This is a genomic window from Porcipelethomonas ammoniilytica (assembly GCF_025567485.1).
GTDB lineage: Bacteria > Bacillota > Clostridia > Oscillospirales > Ruminococcaceae > Porcipelethomonas > Porcipelethomonas ammoniilytica.
The window spans coordinates 1-17,020 of record NZ_JAOQKH010000008.1; the positions used below are offsets into that span (position 1 = coordinate 1).

General features: G+C 36.7%; 17 protein-coding genes. 13 read left to right on the forward strand and 4 right to left on the reverse strand.

The features are described 5' to 3' along the window. On the forward strand, window positions 1-308 hold a 308-nt coding region (locus tag OCV67_RS07705; protein WP_147643407.1), incomplete at its 5' end, for an IS3 family transposase. Between the two features lie 112 nt (window positions 309-420). On the opposite strand, the gene OCV67_RS07710 is transcribed toward OCV67_RS07705, so the two are convergent. Continuing rightward, window positions 421-699, reverse strand: a complete 279-nt coding sequence (locus OCV67_RS07710) for a transposase (RefSeq protein ID WP_147643408.1) — start codon at window positions 697-699, stop codon at window positions 421-423. 246 nt (window positions 700-945) lie between these two features. Between OCV67_RS07710 and OCV67_RS07715 the strand changes: the two genes are divergently transcribed. The 4 genes from OCV67_RS07715 (at window position 946) to OCV67_RS07730 (ending at window position 3,650) form a co-directional block, all read left to right on the forward strand. Beyond that, window positions 946-1,050, forward strand: a complete 105-nt coding sequence (locus tag OCV67_RS07715; protein WP_262644431.1) for a tyrosine-type recombinase/integrase — start codon at window positions 946-948, stop codon at window positions 1,048-1,050. Between the two features lie 264 nt (window positions 1,051-1,314). Beyond that, the gene (locus tag OCV67_RS07720) at window positions 1,315-1,740 is read left to right on the forward strand and encodes an RNHCP domain-containing protein (RefSeq protein WP_147643410.1); all 426 of its coding nucleotides are present in this window, start codon (window positions 1,315-1,317) and stop codon (window positions 1,738-1,740) included. Window positions 1,741-2,031: 291 nt separating this feature from the next. Next, window positions 2,032-2,913 carry a hypothetical protein gene (locus OCV67_RS07725; protein ID WP_147643411.1) on the forward strand — a complete coding sequence of 294 codons (882 nt, stop codon included), beginning with the start codon at window positions 2,032-2,034 and terminating at the stop codon, window positions 2,911-2,913. 107 nt (window positions 2,914-3,020) lie between these two features. Continuing rightward, complete coding sequence (locus OCV67_RS07730; RefSeq protein WP_178085049.1) at window positions 3,021-3,650, forward strand: zinc ribbon domain-containing protein; 630 nt, start codon at window positions 3,021-3,023, stop codon at window positions 3,648-3,650. A gap of 37 nt (window positions 3,651-3,687) precedes the next feature. On the opposite strand, the gene hemW is transcribed toward OCV67_RS07730, so the two are convergent. From hemW to lepA, 3 genes are read right to left on the reverse strand one after another with little or no spacing between them, the layout of a single operon-like run. Further along, a complete protein-coding gene (hemW, locus tag OCV67_RS07735) occupies window positions 3,688-4,767 on the reverse strand; it encodes a radical SAM family heme chaperone HemW (RefSeq protein ID WP_147643413.1) in 1,080 nt (359 codons plus the stop codon). Further along, window positions 4,764-5,084 carry a hypothetical protein gene (locus OCV67_RS07740; protein ID WP_147643414.1) on the reverse strand — a complete coding sequence of 107 codons (321 nt, stop codon included), beginning with the start codon at window positions 5,082-5,084 and terminating at the stop codon, window positions 4,764-4,766. The genes hemW and OCV67_RS07740 overlap by 4 nt, the downstream gene beginning before the upstream one ends. A gap of 12 nt (window positions 5,085-5,096) precedes the next feature. Then, window positions 5,097-6,899, reverse strand: a complete 1,803-nt coding sequence (lepA, locus tag OCV67_RS07745; protein ID WP_147643415.1) for a translation elongation factor 4 — start codon at window positions 6,897-6,899, stop codon at window positions 5,097-5,099. A 201-nt stretch (window positions 6,900-7,100) separates the two neighbouring features. Between lepA and OCV67_RS07750 the strand changes: the two genes are divergently transcribed. The 8 genes from OCV67_RS07750 (at window position 7,101) to OCV67_RS07785 (ending at window position 16,969) form a co-directional block, all read left to right on the forward strand. After that, complete coding sequence (locus OCV67_RS07750) at window positions 7,101-7,544, forward strand: ACT domain-containing protein (protein ID WP_147643416.1); 444 nt, start codon at window positions 7,101-7,103, stop codon at window positions 7,542-7,544. 24 nt (window positions 7,545-7,568) lie between these two features. Next, complete coding sequence (locus OCV67_RS07755) at window positions 7,569-8,786, forward strand: homoserine dehydrogenase (RefSeq protein WP_147643417.1); 1,218 nt, start codon at window positions 7,569-7,571, stop codon at window positions 8,784-8,786. A 182-nt stretch (window positions 8,787-8,968) separates the two neighbouring features. Beyond that, window positions 8,969-9,928, forward strand: coding sequence for an HPr(Ser) kinase/phosphatase (hprK, locus tag OCV67_RS07760; protein ID WP_147643418.1), 960 nt, complete (start codon window positions 8,969-8,971; stop codon window positions 9,926-9,928). A gap of 15 nt (window positions 9,929-9,943) precedes the next feature. Beyond that, window positions 9,944-10,672 (forward strand): phosphatase, encoded by a 729-nt coding sequence (locus OCV67_RS07765; RefSeq protein ID WP_147643419.1) that lies wholly within the window; start codon window positions 9,944-9,946, stop codon window positions 10,670-10,672. A gap of 19 nt (window positions 10,673-10,691) precedes the next feature. Further along, window positions 10,692-11,603: a UDP-N-acetylmuramate dehydrogenase gene (gene murB / locus OCV67_RS07770; RefSeq protein WP_147643420.1), complete on the forward strand. Its 912-nt coding sequence runs from the start codon at window positions 10,692-10,694 to the stop codon at window positions 11,601-11,603. Between the two features lie 59 nt (window positions 11,604-11,662). Beyond that, window positions 11,663-12,544 (forward strand): RNase adapter RapZ, encoded by an 882-nt coding sequence (gene rapZ / locus OCV67_RS07775; RefSeq protein ID WP_147643421.1) that lies wholly within the window; start codon window positions 11,663-11,665, stop codon window positions 12,542-12,544. 22 nt (window positions 12,545-12,566) lie between these two features. Beyond that, window positions 12,567-13,496, forward strand: a complete 930-nt coding sequence (whiA, locus tag OCV67_RS07780; protein WP_147643422.1) for a DNA-binding protein WhiA — start codon at window positions 12,567-12,569, stop codon at window positions 13,494-13,496. Next, complete coding sequence (locus OCV67_RS07785; RefSeq protein WP_147643423.1) at window positions 13,493-16,969, forward strand: DNA polymerase III subunit alpha; 3,477 nt, start codon at window positions 13,493-13,495, stop codon at window positions 16,967-16,969. The genes whiA and OCV67_RS07785 overlap by 4 nt, the downstream gene beginning before the upstream one ends. Window positions 16,970-17,020 lie beyond the last annotated feature (51 nt).

Genomic DNA, 17,020 nt, shown 5'->3' on the forward strand with positions numbered 1-17,020 from the left:
ATAATGTTATTCTTCACAGCGACCGTGGAAGCCAGTATACTTCTTCTGAGTATATTGCGGCTGCTGAGAGGATGGGCTTCAGACTTTCTTACAGTAAAAAGGACTGTCCTTTTGATAACGCTCCCATGGAAGCCTTCCATTCTGTTTTGAAAAAGGAAGAAGTCTACCTCAAACACTATTCTTCTTTCTATGAGGCTAATATCAGACTCTTTGATTATATTAATGGCTTTTATAATCTTAATCGCATTCACTCGGCTATTAATTATTTGTCACCCATTCATTTTGAAAAATCTTTACTTTCTTCTTAATTCTTTTCGCCTTTTTGTGTCCAGATTATTGACTATGGTCCACTTCTGGCTACCTTCAAAACTTTGCACAGAAGTTTGATGGAATGCTCCTTTGAAAGCCGGGAGATCAGTTCTACTCTTTCCCGGATTCCCTTGAGAAGATAGCCATTGCTTTTTTTAATATTATATTTTCCTCCTCAAGCAAGGCTAATTTCTTTTGCATTTTTTTGATTTCAGCCATGGTCATGGTTTCAGTTTCTGAAACCTGAACTTTTGTATATTTTTTGATCCATTTATGCAATGTGGAACTGCTCATTCCATATTCTTTGCATATCTGCGTGCTGCTTTTTCCGGATTCATACAAGCTTACTATGCTTTGCTTGAATTCCTCTGTATACTTAGTGTTTTCCATGTGTTTCTCTCCTTTTTTTATTATTATACCATCTTTCGCTTTTTGCTGTCCACTTTTTTAGTATAGCACCAGCGAAAACAATTTGATGATTATATCTCAAAATCTTTTTCAATTTAGGTATTGAAAGTTGAAAGCTGATATGTTATAATATAATGTATAAGTTTTCTGTCATATGAAAGGAGCTTTTATGGCAGAAAAAAGAAAAGACAATAGAGAAAGAGTTCTTAAAGAAATGAGTCGCAGCACATTTTTGCGCTAATGTTGGGAACAGATTTACGAGTCGGTGAAGCAACTGGTTTGCGTTGGAAAGATATTGACTTTGAAAATAACGTACAAGAACTGTGCCAATGATTGAAAGCGTTAGAACAGCACTGCTTCAAAGGTGTGCAGGGCGTAAAAATCGTATAATTAACAATACAGCGAACAGTTCTGCTTTGTAATTGCCCGCTGTTGTATAAAGCATTAAAATAGAATAATGCTGAATTCTGAAAGGAGAATATTGTTTGATTAACAATAGATGTGTAATTGTAGCAAGCCGGGAGGCTTGCATACAGTAAAATTGCAATCCTCTCGGCAGTTTTTATAAAACTATAAAAACTTTCAGGAGGAATTAAAATGAACCGTGAAAATAAACGAAAAAAATATGATAAAAATTATTATAAAACCCATCCGTGTAATGAAACATTTACCTGTAGGATTTGTGGAAGACTAGTTGTACCGGAAGGCGCAGAAGGTAATCATAGAAACCACTGCCCGAATTGCCTTAGCAGTCTTCATCTGGATATAGAACCCGGAGACAGAGCTTCAGACTGCGGTGGCATAATGGAACCTGTTGCAGTGTGGGTAAGAAAAAACAGAGAATGGGCAATCATACATCGTTGTTGTAGGTGTGGAACAATGTCGTCAAATCGTGTGGCGGCAGATGACAATCCGATGAAAATGATGTCGATTGCATTAAAACCTCTGTGTGAACCACCATTCCCATTGGAACACATAGAAGAAATGACAAGATTGATGGGTGGAGAAGGTTCGCTGAGATAGTCTATTAACAATAGTATTATAAAATCAGAAGTCAGGCAGAAGAATTTATATTATCTACATAAAATTTTACACCATTCGTTCTGTTAATGATTGGGTTATGTAGGGAAAATAATTGCTTGTAAATCTGATAATAGAGGATAAAGAGTGTTGTAGGGGTTAGCAGAAGTCTATATCAATATGACCGATTTCGTCCCGACATGCGTCCTATAGTGAAAAACGAAGCTGAGAAATAACATAAATAGGGGTACATTTTGAATAAAGTGTATCCCTGTACATTTTTAAGGAGAAAATATGCAGGATAAGGAAAAAAATAAAAAACAGCCAGGGATTCTGGAAACTGTTCATATGGTTAATGAAAAAGAAAAAAAGAAGAATGAAGAAGAGCGTCTTCGTCTGGAAAAGGAAGAAGAAATTGAAAGGGAGGAATATTCACATAAGCTTGAGGAAGAAAAAATTGAACTTCTTAAAATTAAGCAGGGAATAATAAAAGAATCTGACATACTTGATTTGTCGTCTGATGAAAAAAAACATTATAATTTATGGCAGAAATTCAAAAATTTTATTTATCACAACAAATGGTGGCTTGGAATTTTTTCATTTTTTATTTTAATTGCCGCTTTTTTGATTTATGATAAAGTTACTACGGTCAAAGCGGATATAAATGTATTGCTTCTTAGCAATGATACTGACTTATATTCTCATTATAAATCAATGTGCGATGTTTTTGATAGTTATGTAGATGATTATAATGACGATGAAAAGCAGTATGTAAATATTATTTATATTCCTATTTCTGATGATGAATCGGAAAATACTCAAAGTCTGTATGGTTATGAGAATAATTTAACCAATCTTTCAACACAATTTCAGTTGGGTGAAACTATGATGATTATAGCAGACAGTAAATCCAGCGATTTGATTCAGCCTGAAAATACCCTGGAAAATCTTGAGGTATATTTTCCTGACTGTCCGTATGTAAAAGGCTATGGACTGTATCTTAAAGATACAAAATTTGCTGAGCTTATCGGTTATGAGGAAAATACTGTTCCGGATGATCTGTACATAGGAATTCGTAAAGTGACTACAAATCTCAGCTCTGAGAAAGATACGAAGAAAAATCATGACCATTCCATTGAGACACTTAGAAAAATTATTAATGATTTATCAAAATAACAAATTGGACAAATTATGTTTTGTCGCTGATGCTGAAATTTTAGGTGATAGATTGACATTTTGTTTAATTTGTGATATTATATAAAAAAATAAATATGGGGGTAAATATGAGTAAATTTTGTATGCAATGCGGTAAGGAAATTGAAGACAGCGCTGATATCTGTACCTTTTGCGGTGCTGCTCAGGGCGGAGGTGTAACTTCCGGAGGTACGGACACGGTTAAAAATACAAATAAGGCGGTGGCGGTGATAATAGCTGCGGCAGCAGTTATTCTTGTTATTCTTATTGTTCTTGTTAATTTGCTGTTTGGCGGCGGATATAAGAAACCTGTTGACAATATGGTGAAGGCTATGGAAACAGGCAAAGGGAAATATTTGTATAAGGCAATGCCTGAATTTTTAATTGAATATCAGTATGAAGATGAAAATAAAAGTGATATTTATGATGACCTTGATGAATCAATGGAGTTAATTACTGGTATGCTTGAAGAAGAATACGGTGATGATATCAAAATTTCTTATAAGATAAAGGATAAAGATAAAATTGACAAGGATGACCTTGAGGATCTTGAGGACAGTATCAAGGATAAATATGATGAAAAGGTCAGAGTTTCTAAGGGTTATGAACTTAAAGTTAAAATGAAGATTAAGGGCGACGATGATAAGGATGAAGATACTACAACCATTAAAGTGTATAAAATAGAAGGTGACTGGTGTCTTATGGATTCGATATTTTAATACATAAATTAAAAGAGCAGTTATAACTGCTCTTTTTTCATATAAATTCGTTTATAATGCTGTTTGAAACAAGAAATCCTTTTGGAGTTAGTTTTATAAAATTATTTTTAATTTCTATTAAATTAAATTTATTAAATACTTTTGCTTTTTCCAAGAATAATGCTTTTCTGGATGGAAAATCATTTATATTGATTCCTTCAGTCAATCTTAGTCCAAGCATAATTTTTTCATCGTCACTGCCTGGATTTTCATCAGTTAAAATTGTTTCAGTACTATTCAAATATTTATTCAAGTCCGATGGAATAAAGTATCTTTTGCCATTAAAATATGAATGTGCAGACGGACCCAGACCGATATATTCCTGGCATTTCCAATACTTTAAGTTATGTTTGCTTTCAAATCCCATTTTGGAAAAATTAGATATTTCATATTGATTGTATCCGAGTTTTTGAAGTTCTTCGGCCATAAAAAGATACAAGTCGGAAATATGATCGTCATCAGGTAAAGAATTGATAATATCCGGAGTATTGAACGGTGTATTTTCTTCTATTTTAAGTATATAAGCGGAGAAATGTTGTATGGATAGTTCTGCAATTTTATGGATAGTTAATTTTAATTTTTCAATAGATTGTCCGGAAAGACCGATCATAATATCGCATGAAATATTTTTAAATCCGATATTTTGAGCTGAATTTATAATTTTTTCAGCTTTTTCCCATGAATGCATACGCCCTAGGAATTTAAGCTCGTCATTGTGAACAGACTGAACGCCGAAAGAAAGTCTGTTAATTCCTATTTTACTGTATTGGAAAAGCTTTTCTTCAGTAACAGTACAGGGATTTACTTCTAAAGTTATTTCAGGATTTATAAAATGGCAGTGATGAGATAATGCATCAAGAATTTTATTCAGCATATCAGCAGACAGGAGAGACGGTGTACCGCCGCCGAAATATAGGGTATTGGCATAAATGTTATCCGGAAGATTTTTGATATCACGGATAACTGCATCGGTATATTTTTCAGCAGCCGTTAGATTATAGGCGCATGAATAGAAATCACAGTACGGACATTTTCGGGCACAGAAAGGCACGTGTATATAAATACCTATAGGTGTCATTTTATATCAAGTCTCATGCTTGGCGCAAGGGAAAAGAAAAATGCGTCTGCGATTCTGTTAATGACAAAAGTAATAATAATTGCCGCTGCCATGTAAAAGAAATTAGTGCCGCTTGGCATTGCAAAATAAAATATGATTACGAACACAAGCATTATAAAGTCTGTAATTGTATGAAAAACTGCCGATTTCATATCATTAGTGCAGTGACCGCCGCATTTGGGGCAGACAACGCCTTTAGACTTCTGATTTCCTGCAAATGCTTTTTTTATGGGACTTATAGTTTTTTCACCACAATGAGGACATTCAAATTTTTTCATTTTATTCACCTTTTATTCATCTAATTTCAATACGCTCATGAACGCTTCCTGCGGTACTGTTACAGTACCAAGCTGGCGCATTCTTTTTTTACCTTCCTTTTGCTTTTCAAGAAGCTTTTTTTTACGTGTAATATCGCCGCCGTAGCACTTTGCAAGTACGTCTTTTCGCATTGCTTTTATAGTTTCTCTTGCAATTATCTTACCTCCGATTGCCGCTTGGATAGGTACTTCAAAAAGCTGTCTTGGAATGTTTTCCTTGAGCTTTTCAACCATTTTTCTTCCACGGCTGTAAGCTCTGTCGGTATGGACAATAAATGAAAGAGCGTCTACGATCTCGCCGTTAAGAAGAATATCAAGCTTTACAAGCTTGGACGGCGCATAGCCTGTCATTTCATAGTCGAAGGATGCATAGCCTTTTGTACGGGATTTAAGTGCGTCAAAGAAATCATAGACAATTTCGTTTAAAGGCAGTTCATAGTGAAGGGCAACTCTTGACTCATCAAGATATTTCATGTCTTTAAACACGCCTCTGCGTTCCTGACAAAGTTCCATAATATTACCTACAAAATCAGACGGAGCTAAAACCTCAGCTTTTACAATAGGTTCTTCCGCTTCTGCAATTGTTCCGGGATCAGGATAATTGGTAGGATTGTCGATGTAAATCGTTTCGCCGCTGTTAAGCTTGACTTTATAAATTACCGATGGTGCAGTTGTAATCAGGTCGAGATTATATTCACGTTCCAGACGTTCCTGGATAATTTCCATGTGGAGCAGTCCTAAAAATCCACATCTGAAGCCAAATCCCAAAGCGATAGAAGTTTCCGGTTCAAAGGCAAGGGAAGCATCATTGAGCTGAAGTTTTTCTAATGCTTCACGTAAATCCTCGTACTTAGCACCGTCAGCGGGATATATACCCGAATAAACCATAGGATTAACTTTTCGATATCCCGGAAGAGCTTCATCGCATGGATTGTCTGCATTTGTAACAGTATCGCCCACCTGTGTATCGCCTATACTTTTTATTGAAGCAGAGATATAGCCTACTTCTCCGGCAGACAATATGCCCTGATTAATATGATTATTGGCGTCCATATATCCGGCTTCAACAACAGTAAATTCAGCACCGGTTGCCATAAGTCTGATAGTATCGCCGGTTTTTACTGTTCCTTCTTTGATTCTTACATAAATAATAACGCCCTTGTATGCGTCATAGTAACTGTCAAAAATAAGTGCTTTTAATGGTTTGTTTTCATCACCTGACGGCGGCGGAACGTCTTTGACGATCTGTTCAAGTACAGCTTCAATATTTATTCCCGCTTTTGCGGAAATTCTCGGAGCGTCCATTGCAGGAATACCGATAACGCTTTCAATTTCTTCGCAGACTCTTTCCGGATCGGCTGACGGCAGGTCTATTTTATTTACAACAGGAAGTACTTCCAGATCGTGTTCGATAGCAAGATAAGTATTTGCCAGTGTCTGGGCTTCGATTCCCTGTGATGCGTCAACTACCAGCACTGCGCCTTCGCATGCTGCAAGAGAACGTGAAACCTCGTAATTGAAGTCAACATGTCCGGGAGTGTCGATGAGATTAAAAACATATTCTTTTCCGTCCAGAGCTTTATAATTAAGTCTGACAGAACGGGCTTTAATGGTAATTCCACGTTCTCTTTCAATGTCCATGTTGTCAAGGAGCTGTTCTTCCATGTCACGCTGGGCAACTGTATAGGTTTTTTCAAGAATTCTGTCGGCAAGAGTTGACTTGCCGTGGTCTATATGGGCAATAATGCAGAAATTGCGGATATTTTCATTTGCCAATTCGTGTTCCTCCTGTTTTTTTATACTTGAAATTATTATACCATATAAATGAAAATTTGTAAACCGGAATTATAATTGAGCTGTGTTTTTTAATCTGATTACTTGACATAAATTCAAAATTGTGGTATAGTGTATATCGCAAGTACATTTGTATGTCACAGGTGGACTTTAAATATTTCTGTTATATTATGAGGAATATACATGAAAAATAAATCACATTTAATTGTTGTTGAATCAGAAGTTTTACCTGAGGTTATAATTAAAGTTCTGGAGGTTAAAAAGCTTCTTGCCAACAAGGAAGAGAAAAGCTCTGCGGCTGCGTGTAAGCGTGTTGGGGTATCGAGAAGCGCTTATTATAAATACAGAAACAGTGTTTATTCTTATGAAGAAAAGCTTATGCAGAAAATCATAACTCTTTATATGCTGCTGAGAGATGAACCGGGTGTATTGTCCAGCGTTTTGGTGTCTCTTCACAATTTAAATGCAAATATACTGACTGTCAATCAAAGTATTCCAATTGACGGCGTTGCAACTGTTACTATTTCTTTGCGGTTAAAGGAAAGCTTTGATGAAGCACAGGCAATTAAATTAATTATTGCGCAGCTGAAAGGTGTTGTGGATATTCAACTGCTTTCAGGAGAATGATATATTATATGTATGGAGGAAGTTATGTCTAAATTTGCAGTATTAGGTTATGGTGTTGTCGGTTCCGGAGTTGTAGAATTGTTTTATAAAAACAAAGAAAAGATCGAACAAAAAGCCGGACATGAAATGGACGTTAAATATATTCTGGATATAAGAGAATTTCCGGACAGTCCTTATGCGGACAAGTTTGTCAAGAGTATAGATGATATAGTCGGTGACAGTGAAATTACAGCTGCTGCGGAGTGTATGGGCGGAGTTGAACCGGCATTTACATTTACTAAGGAATGCCTTTCCAGAGGTATAAGCGTATCTACTTCCAATAAGGAACTTGTTGCCGCTAAAGGCGATGAACTTTTAAAGCTTGCAAAGGAAAATAACTGTAATTACTACTTTGAAGCAAGCGTTGGCGGAGCCATTCCGATCATTCGTCCGCTGCACAGATGTCTTGCGGCAAATGATATAACTGAAGTTGCCGGAATTTTAAACGGTACAACTAACTTCATTCTTACCAAAATGATTGTTGACGGTATGAAATTTGACGATGCGCTTAAGCTTGCTCAGGATTTAGGCTATGCAGAAAGAAATCCTGCTGCTGATGTTGAAGGGCACGATGCATGCAGAAAAATCTGTATTATTTCGTCTTTGGTTTACGGTAAACATGTTTATCCTGAAAGCGTATATACAAAGGGTATCACAGATGTAAAGCTTGAAGATGTTCAAATAGTAAGTAAATTTGGCGCTATCAAACTGATTGCTAGGGTCAAAGAACTGGAGAACGGTAAAATTCTTCCTACAGTTATGCCTATGATCGTTCCTTTTGATAATCTTATGTCAAGGGTCGACGATGTTTTTAACGCTGTAATGGTATATGGCGACGGCATTGACAAGACTATGTTCTACGGCAGAGGCGCAGGTAAGCTGCCTACGGCAAGCGCAGTGTTAGCAGATGTTATTGAGTCTGTAAAGCACGACAGAACAGTATTTTCACAGATGTGGAATTCCGTTTCAGACAACAGTTTTGTTGAAGATTACAGAATGCTTGAAGCTAAGGTTTATTTCAGAGTTGAAACAGACAGCATAGAAAAAATCAGTGAGATCGCAGGCAACGCTGAATTTATCTGTGAAGAAACAAACCAGACTGCTTTTGTTACCGATGTGATTACGCTGAAATCAGCTGAAGAAATCTCAGCAAGGTTTGAAGCTAATGGCATAAATGTTGTATCGGTTCTTCCGGTACTCTGATAATGTGATAAAAAAGAGATTGCTGCGTATATGCCGTAAGCGGTCTCTTTTTTATTATACTGAAAAGAACGGAAATAAGTATTGTAAAATAAAAATTAAATATTGTTTCATGTATTGAAAAAATAATCAGGGTATAGTATAATTATAATAACCGATTTTGAAAATTAGTAACGGAGGAAGTTATGGCAGATAAATTTAAGGTATCATTGAAAAAAATTATTGATGAATTTAAGCTTGAATCGATTTTTGTTCCTAAGGATGCGGAGGAAATATTTATAGATGAAAACGATGTAAACCGTCCGGGTTTGCAGCTTATGGGATTTTATGAATATTTTAATCCGGAACGAATTCAGATCATCGGGAAAATGGAGTTTGCGTATTTATCTACAATAGATGAAAAAACCAGACGTGAAACCCTTGATAAGCTTTTTTCACAAAAACTTCCGGCACTTATTATTACAAGAGAACTTCCTTATTTTGCAGAAATGCTTGAACTGGCAAAGGAATATGAAGTTCCGCTGCTGAGAAGCAAGGAAAGTACTTCAAATTTTATGTCCGGTTTGATAGCCTTTCTGAATCTGAATCTTGCGCCCAGAATTACACGTCATGGAGTATTGATTGAAATTTACGGCGAAGGCGTTTTTATTACAGGAGAAAGCGGAGTAGGTAAAAGTGAAACTGCAATAGAACTTGTAAAAAGAGGTCACCGTCTTGTTGCTGACGATGCAGTTGAAATAAAAAAAGTTTCCAATATCAGTCTTGTGGGAAGTTCGCCGGATAATATCCGTCACTTTCTTGAGCTTAGAGGCATCGGCATTATAAATGCCAGAAGACTGTTTGGTATGGGAGCCGTAAAGCTGACTGAAAAAATTGATCTTATTGTTGAAATGGAACTTTGGAATCCTGAAAAAGTCTATGACAGAATGGGCGTCGACAATCAATACACGTCTATTCTTGGGGTCAAAGTACCGTCTCTTACAATTCCCGTAAAACCAGGACGTAACCTTGCGGTTATTTTAGAGGTTGCAGCTATGAACAACAGACAGAAGAAAATGGGTTATAATGCGGCTCAGGAACTTCTTGATAAGCTGGGACTTGATATGGAAGGAACGGAAACGGTCAAGAATTACGAACAATTTTAATTAAGAGGTAAATATATGATAATTGAAGCTGATTTACACTGTCATTCTTTGGCGTCCAGTCATGCGTATTCAACCGTTAATGAAATGGCGGCAGCGGCTGATAAATGCGGACTGAAAGCTTTTGCCCTTACGGATCATGCTATGTCAATGCCCGATGCGCCTCATGTATGGCATTTTCATAATCTATCGGTTCTTCCTCAGAAAATAAACGGAGTGACGGTTTTAAGAGGCGCAGAAGTAAATATCAAATCTTCCGAGGGGGATATTGATATGACGGAATTTGATCTTTCCAATTTGCAATGGGTGGTGGCTTCATGTCATGTACCGGTAATTAAGCCGGGTACTGAAAAGGAAAATACTGCCGCATATGTAAATGCGGTAAAAAATAATGCGGCTATTGATGTTATCGGACACTGTACCGTATTCAGGTATCCTGTGGATTTTGAAGTGATTGCAAAAACATGTAAAGAATATGGTAAATTTATTGAACTTAATGAAAGCTCTTTTCAGTATAGAAGAAGTACGGAAGAAAACTGTATTGCGATGCTCAGGGCATGTAAAAAATATGAAACGGAAATAACTGTTAATACAGACTGTCATTATGCCGGACTTATAGGTCAGACTCCTCTGACTGAAAAAATTCTTGAATCTGTTGATTTTCCTGAAAAGCTGATTTTCAACAGGGACGCTGATAAAGTACTGGAATATGTTTCAAAAAAGCATAATATAATTTTAAAAAAATAATCAGAGAGAGAGAAGCTTTATGCCATATACAAACGAATTGTGCGGCCTGTGCCGTAAGCTTTGCTGTGAATATAAAACGGAAGAACCGTTAAAAAAACATACTACGTTTAAAATAGGCGGAAGCTGTAAGATACTCATAAATATAAATTCTTCGGATACATTGGCTGAAATACTGAAATTTCTCAAAAAACAAAATATAAGATTTTTTGTATTGGGTAAAGGAAGCAACATTCTTGCCGACGATAACGGCTTTGACGGTGTTATACTTAAAATTTCAAAGGATTTCTCGCATATTGAAAAAACCGGAGAAACTGAAATTTTCTGTACGTCCGGAACATCATTGAGCGAGCTTTGCATTTATGCTATGGAAAATTCTTTGTCCGGACTGGAATTTGCTTACGGAATTCCGGGAACTGTGGGAGGCGCTTTATTTATGAATGCCGGAGCGTACGGAGGAGAACTGAAAGATGTTGTGACATCGGCACATTACTTAAATGAAAAATGTGAAATATGCTCAGCTGAGTCGGCTGAAATGTCGCTTTCTTACAGGCATAGCGTTTTCAGTGAAAATCCGGATTGGGTTATAACTGACGTGACTTTTTCCCTGAATAAAGGAGATAGGGAACAGATACGTGAAAAAATGAATGAGCTTATGCATAAAAGAAAAGATAAACAGCCGCTGGATTTTCCAAGTGCCGGAAGTACGTTTAAGCGTCCGGAGGGAAGCTATGCTTCACTGCTTATAGAACAATGCGGACTTAAAGGGTTGAACGTGGGCGGTGCGGAAGTGAGTACAAAGCACAGCGGATTTGTTATAAATAAAGGCGGCGCAACTTTTGAAGACGTAATTGAATTGACTGATAAGGTAAAAAAATGCGTTTATGAAAAAACAGGCTACAGTCTTGAGCTTGAACCGATAATTTTAAAATAAATCATTTATCCATAAAAATATAAAGGAGGGAAAGGCGTCTGTTTAGGACGCTGTAAGCTATGCAGTTTGTTATTGTAACCGGTATGTCGGGTTCCGGAAAATCATGTGCAATGAATGTTTTGGAGGACATAGGATTTTATTGTATAGACAATATTCCTCCTCAGCTTTTAACTAAATTTGCAGATATATGTATGCACTCAAAAGGTCAGCTGGACCGTGTTGCGGTAGCAGTTGACATAAGATCAGGAGATATGTTCGGTGAGATATTTGACCGCTGGAAAATATTAAAGGATATTGCCGATCTTGACGTTAAAATTCTTTATCTTGAAGCTAATGACGAGGTTATTATTAAACGTTATAAGGAGACCCGAAGAAAGCATCCTCTTGATGAAAAATTCAGCAGCTGTCTGCATAAGGCTATAGCCTTTGAGCGCGAACAGCTTAATCCTTTGAGGGAAGTAGCGGATTATTATGTTGAATCTTCTTATTTATCCACTTCACAGCTTAAAGAAGAGGTGAAGTCGCTTTTCCTTGAAAAGAATAGTGATTCAATGATTATAAAAATTATGTCGTTCGGATATAAATACGGAGTTTCAACTGAATCCGATCTTGTTTTTGACGTAAGATGTCTGCCGAATCCTTATTATGTCAAGGAATTAAGGCCTATGACCGGTTGTGACTCAAGCGTCAGGGAATATGTTATGGGATTCGAGCAATCGAAAAAGCTTCTTGAAAAAATAAAAGATTTGCTTGATTTTCTTATTCCATTGTATGTACATGAAGGAAAAAGCCAGCTGGTAATTTCTTTTGGATGTACGGGCGGAAAACACAGATCCATTACTTTTACTGAATTGGTAGCAGATTATCTTTCAAAGCAGGGATTGAGGGTACAGAAAAGTCATAGGGATATTAACAAGGACATCAGTTATTATCGAACATAATTAATTAAAGGAGGTCCTTTAATTGGCATCCTTTTCTAATGATGTAAAAAAAGAATTGTGTAAAGGCATAACAGATAAGGATAAAAGATATGCTTGTCTTTATGGAATTCTGCTTTATTGCAAGGGACTTACTGACAGTCATATAAGTTTTAGTACTGAGTGTGAAGAATTTGCGTTGCTTTTTGAAATGCTTGTAAAAAGTATTTTTAATAATGAGATCAAAGTGAAAATTGAAACCGGTTCGAGAAAAAACGGAAATAAAGCATACGCTTTGAGTATAGAAGATAAGCAGTCTGTGAGCCGTATTCAGCAAACATATAATATTAATATTGAAAGACGTGAAATAAATTTAAAAAATATAGTTAATAATAGTTTAAACGTTTTTCTTGCAGGAGTATTTTTTATATGCGGAAGCGTCAGCGATCCCTATAAGGAGTATCATCTTGAGTTTACTGTTCCCAACGAACAGCTTTATAAGGATCTGCATGACATACTTTTAAGTCTTGGTATTGAATCGGGAAAAACAGTCCGAAAGGGATTGACGGTGCTGTATGTAAAGGACAGCGAAAACATTGAAGATATACTGACGTTTATCGGCGCCAGGCAGGGTACTATAGATCTGATAAATATAAAAATCTACAAGGACGTAAGAAATAAAGCAAACCGTATTGCAAACTGTGATTCCGCCAACATTGACAAAGTAATTGCGGCAGCTTCTAGGCAGATTCATGATATTGAATTTATTATGGAACATGGAGAATTTGACAAACTTTCTGCTGACTTGCAGGAGGTATCCAGAATCAGGCTGGACAATCCGGAAATGAGCCTTCAGGAGATCGGTGAAATGCTTTCAAAGCCAATAGGTCGTTCCGGTGTTACCAGAAGATTTCAGAAGATTTCAAGATTTGCAGATGAGATAAGAAAAAAAGAAAATAATAATGGTGTTCTATGAATAATAATGAAAACAATAACAGCTTTGTACATTTACATGTTCATAGTGAATACAGTCTTTTGGACGGTGCATGCCGTATCCCTCAGTTAGTGAAAAAAGCGGCTGAAATGGGACAAAAAGCAATAGCTGTCACTGATCACGGAGTAATGTACGGAGCTGTTGAGTTCTATCAGGAGGCGCTTAAAGCCGGAATAAAGCCGATAATAGGGTGTGAAGTTTATGTAGCTCCTCGTACAAGATTTGACAGGGAGTCAAAGCTTGACAGCCGTCCTTATCATTTGGTTTTGCTATGTAAAAATAATAAAGGATATCAGAATCTTATTAAGCTTGTTTCATTGGGTTATACTGAAGGATTTTACAGTAAGCCAAGGGTTGATGTAGAACTTTTGGAAAAGTACAGTGAGGGACTTATTTGTCTTTCGGCTTGTCTTGCAGGAGAAATACCCAGACAGCTTGTTAATAACAATTATGAGGGCGCTAAAAAAACAGCGCTGAAATATTTGGAGATTTTTGGTGATGGTAATTACTATCTTGAAATTCAGGATCATGGAATAAGCGAGCAGAAAAATATTATTCCGCTTATCTGCCGTCTTTCAAAAGAGACGGGTATTCCTCTTGTTGCTACAAATGATGTGCATTATATTGAAAAAGAAGACGCTGAAATGCAGAATGTTCTGATGTGCATACAGATAAAAAAGACTATTTATGAGCCGAACAGTCTTAAATTTCCTACCGAGGAGTTTTATCTGAAAAGCGGACAGGAAATGAGCGAGCTTTTTAGAAACTTTCCCGAAGCAATTGTGAATACTTCGATAATAGCTGATAAATGCAATGTTGAGTTTGAATTCGGAGTAATAAAGCTGCCTAAATTTCATATTGACGGTGAAGACGATAATATAGCATTTTTCAGAAAGCTTTGCTATGACGGATTGAAAAAAAGATACGGTGAAAATTTTTCTGAAAATATAAAAAAACGAATGGATTATGAGCTTGATATCATAATCGGTATGGGATATGTGGATTACTATCTGATCGTATGGGATTTTGTCAAATACTCAAAGGACAATAATATTCCCGTCGGTCCGGGAAGAGGATCGGGGGCAGGAAGTATTTGTGCTTACTGTATAGAAATCACTGATATTGATCCTATAAAATATAATTTATTGTTTGAAAGGTTTTTAAATCCGGAAAGAGTTAGTATGCCGGACTTTGACATTGATTTCTGCATAGAGGGACGGCAGAAGGTCATTGATTATGTAGTTGAAAAGTACGGCAGTGACCGTGTGTCTCAGATCATAGCTTTCGATACGCTTAAAGCCAGAGCGGCTATTAAGGATACCGGAAGAACTATGGGACTGTCTGTAAAATTCAGAAACGACGTTTCTTCACTTGTTCCGAGAGACTTGAATATAACTATTGCTCAGGCGCTGGAAAAAAGCAAAGAGTTGAAAGAGCTTTACGATTCCAATTATTCTGCACATAAGCTTATTGATATGTCAATGAAAATTGAGGGTATGCCCAGAAACGATTCCATCCATGCGGCAGGAGTGGTTATTTCCGGAGTTCCGGTTACCGATTTGGTACCGGTCAAAAAAAGCGGTGACGCTGTTGTAACTCAGTATACTATGACTGCGCTGGAAAGCTTGGGTCTGCTTAAAATGGATTTTTTAGGACTTCGCAACTTAACTGTAATAAAACATTGCGTGGAAGAAATAAGAAAAAAAGTTCCTGAATTTGATATAAATAAAATTTCATTTGAAGACAGTGAAGTTTATCGCATGATGTCACAGGGAAAAACAACGGGTGTTTTCCAATTTGAAAGTGCAGGTATGAGGAGGGTTCTTTCTCAGCTGATACCTGAAAATCTTGAAGATCTGATAGCTGTAATATCTCTTTACCGTCCCGGACCTTCTGAATCTATTCCTAAATATATCAGCAACAAACATAATCCGGAAAATATAAAGTACAAGCACCCTATGCTGAAAAATATTCTTGATGTAACTTACGGCTGTATGGTATATCAGGAACAGGTAATGGAAATCTGCCGTACTCTTGCAGGGTATTCCTATGGACGTGCTGATCTTGTGCGTCGTGCAATGGCTAAGAAAAAGCACAGTGTGATGGAAAAAGAACGTCATAGCTTTGTTTACGGAGATAAGAATCCTGACGGTACAGTAAACTGCGTGGGTGCAGTTGCCAACGGAATAGATGAGAAGGACGCAAATGAAATATTTGATGAAATGAGCGGATTTGCGTCATATGCTTTCAATAAGTCTCATGCTGCCGCTTATGCTTATCTTGCATATCAGACAGCTTTTCTGAAATGTCATTATACTAAGGAGTATATGGCGGCACTTATGTCAAGTGTTTTGGATTATACTGATAAATTGATAGAATATGTTGACGAGTGCAGAAAAAATAATATAAAGGTACTGAAACCGGATATAAATAAAAGTTCTGCTTATTTTACTTCTGAAGAAAGCGGAATACGTTATGGACTTCTTGCAATAAAAACTCTGGGAATGGGTGTTATAAGCGGTATTCTTAAGGAACGTAACGAGAACGGGGAATTTAAAAATTTACAGGATTTTTGCAGTCGTTCCGCAGAAATAGGAGTCAGCAAGGTTTCTGTTGAATATTTGATTAAGTCCGGAGCATTTGACGGACTTGGTGCAAACCGACGTCAGATGATCAGCAATTATGAATTTCTTATGGATAGTGCAAGCAGCTTTTCAAAATCCAATCTTGAGGGACAGATGGGACTGTTTTCAGAGGAAAATAGTCCGACGGCGGTTGATGTTGAGTTTAAACCGGAAGAGGAATATCGTTATGCAGATCTGCTTTGTTTTGAAAAATTTGCAACAGGAATGTATATATCCGGTCACCCTGCGGATCCGTATAAAACGGCACTGAAGCTTATGCATATACCGGACGCTTTGCATGTTCAGAGCAATTTGAAAGAAGGAGTATATTCAAAAAATCAGGTTATAAGTTTTTTTGGAGCAATGGACGATATAACTGTAAAATATACTTCAACAGGCAAAAAAATGGGATTTTTGACTTTACAGGATACCAGCGGCTCGGTTGAGTGTACTTTATTTCCTGAAACTTATGCAAAATATGAAAAGAAACTGGTTTATGGGAATGTTTTATATGTTGTAGGCAAAGTATCGTCAAAGAATTCTTACGGGTACTCTGTTATTGCTGATAGTATTTTTGATGAAAATGAATTTGACAATATATTAAGTTCGAAAAGGCTGTGTATTAAGGTTAAAAGCAGTCAGAAGGACATTATACGCTCAACGGCTGAAATAATCAGACAATACAGCGGAGAAAATGAGGTTTGTTTTTATCTGACAGATCTAAAAAAATATTTGAGATTAAAGGATTTTAATAAAATAAGTATTAAAGACGACGTTTTGGATAAACTATGTGAAATATTAAATGTAAATGATATAGGACTTATCAATTAAGCATACTTTACAATATTTCCGAAACTTTTCCTATTTTCAGCTGAAAACACT

What these genes read in the sequence shown, in the direction of transcription:
- OCV67_RS07710 (WP_147643408.1), bottom strand. Translation starts at nt 699, where the DNA reads ATGGAAAACACTAAGTATACAGAGGAATTCAAGCAAAGCATAGTAAGC.
- OCV67_RS07720 (WP_147643410.1), top strand. Translation starts at nt 1,315, where the DNA reads ATGAACCGTGAAAATAAACGAAAAAAATATGATAAAAATTATTATAAA.
- OCV67_RS07725 (WP_147643411.1), top strand. Translation starts at nt 2,032, where the DNA reads ATGCAGGATAAGGAAAAAAATAAAAAACAGCCAGGGATTCTGGAAACT.
- OCV67_RS07730 (WP_178085049.1), top strand. Translation starts at nt 3,021, where the DNA reads ATGAGTAAATTTTGTATGCAATGCGGTAAGGAAATTGAAGACAGCGCT.
- hemW (WP_147643413.1), bottom strand. Translation starts at nt 4,767, where the DNA reads ATGACACCTATAGGTATTTATATACACGTGCCTTTCTGTGCCCGAAAA.
- OCV67_RS07740 (WP_147643414.1), bottom strand. Translation starts at nt 5,084, where the DNA reads ATGAAAAAATTTGAATGTCCTCATTGTGGTGAAAAAACTATAAGTCCC.
- OCV67_RS07750 (WP_147643416.1), top strand. Translation starts at nt 7,101, where the DNA reads ATGAAAAATAAATCACATTTAATTGTTGTTGAATCAGAAGTTTTACCT.
- OCV67_RS07755 (WP_147643417.1), top strand. Translation starts at nt 7,569, where the DNA reads ATGTCTAAATTTGCAGTATTAGGTTATGGTGTTGTCGGTTCCGGAGTT.
- hprK (WP_147643418.1), top strand. Translation starts at nt 8,969, where the DNA reads ATGGCAGATAAATTTAAGGTATCATTGAAAAAAATTATTGATGAATTT.
- OCV67_RS07765 (WP_147643419.1), top strand. Translation starts at nt 9,944, where the DNA reads ATGATAATTGAAGCTGATTTACACTGTCATTCTTTGGCGTCCAGTCAT.
- murB (WP_147643420.1), top strand. Translation starts at nt 10,692, where the DNA reads ATGCCATATACAAACGAATTGTGCGGCCTGTGCCGTAAGCTTTGCTGT.
- rapZ (WP_147643421.1), top strand. Translation starts at nt 11,663, where the DNA reads ATGCAGTTTGTTATTGTAACCGGTATGTCGGGTTCCGGAAAATCATGT.
- OCV67_RS07785 (WP_147643423.1), top strand. Translation starts at nt 13,493, where the DNA reads ATGAATAATAATGAAAACAATAACAGCTTTGTACATTTACATGTTCAT.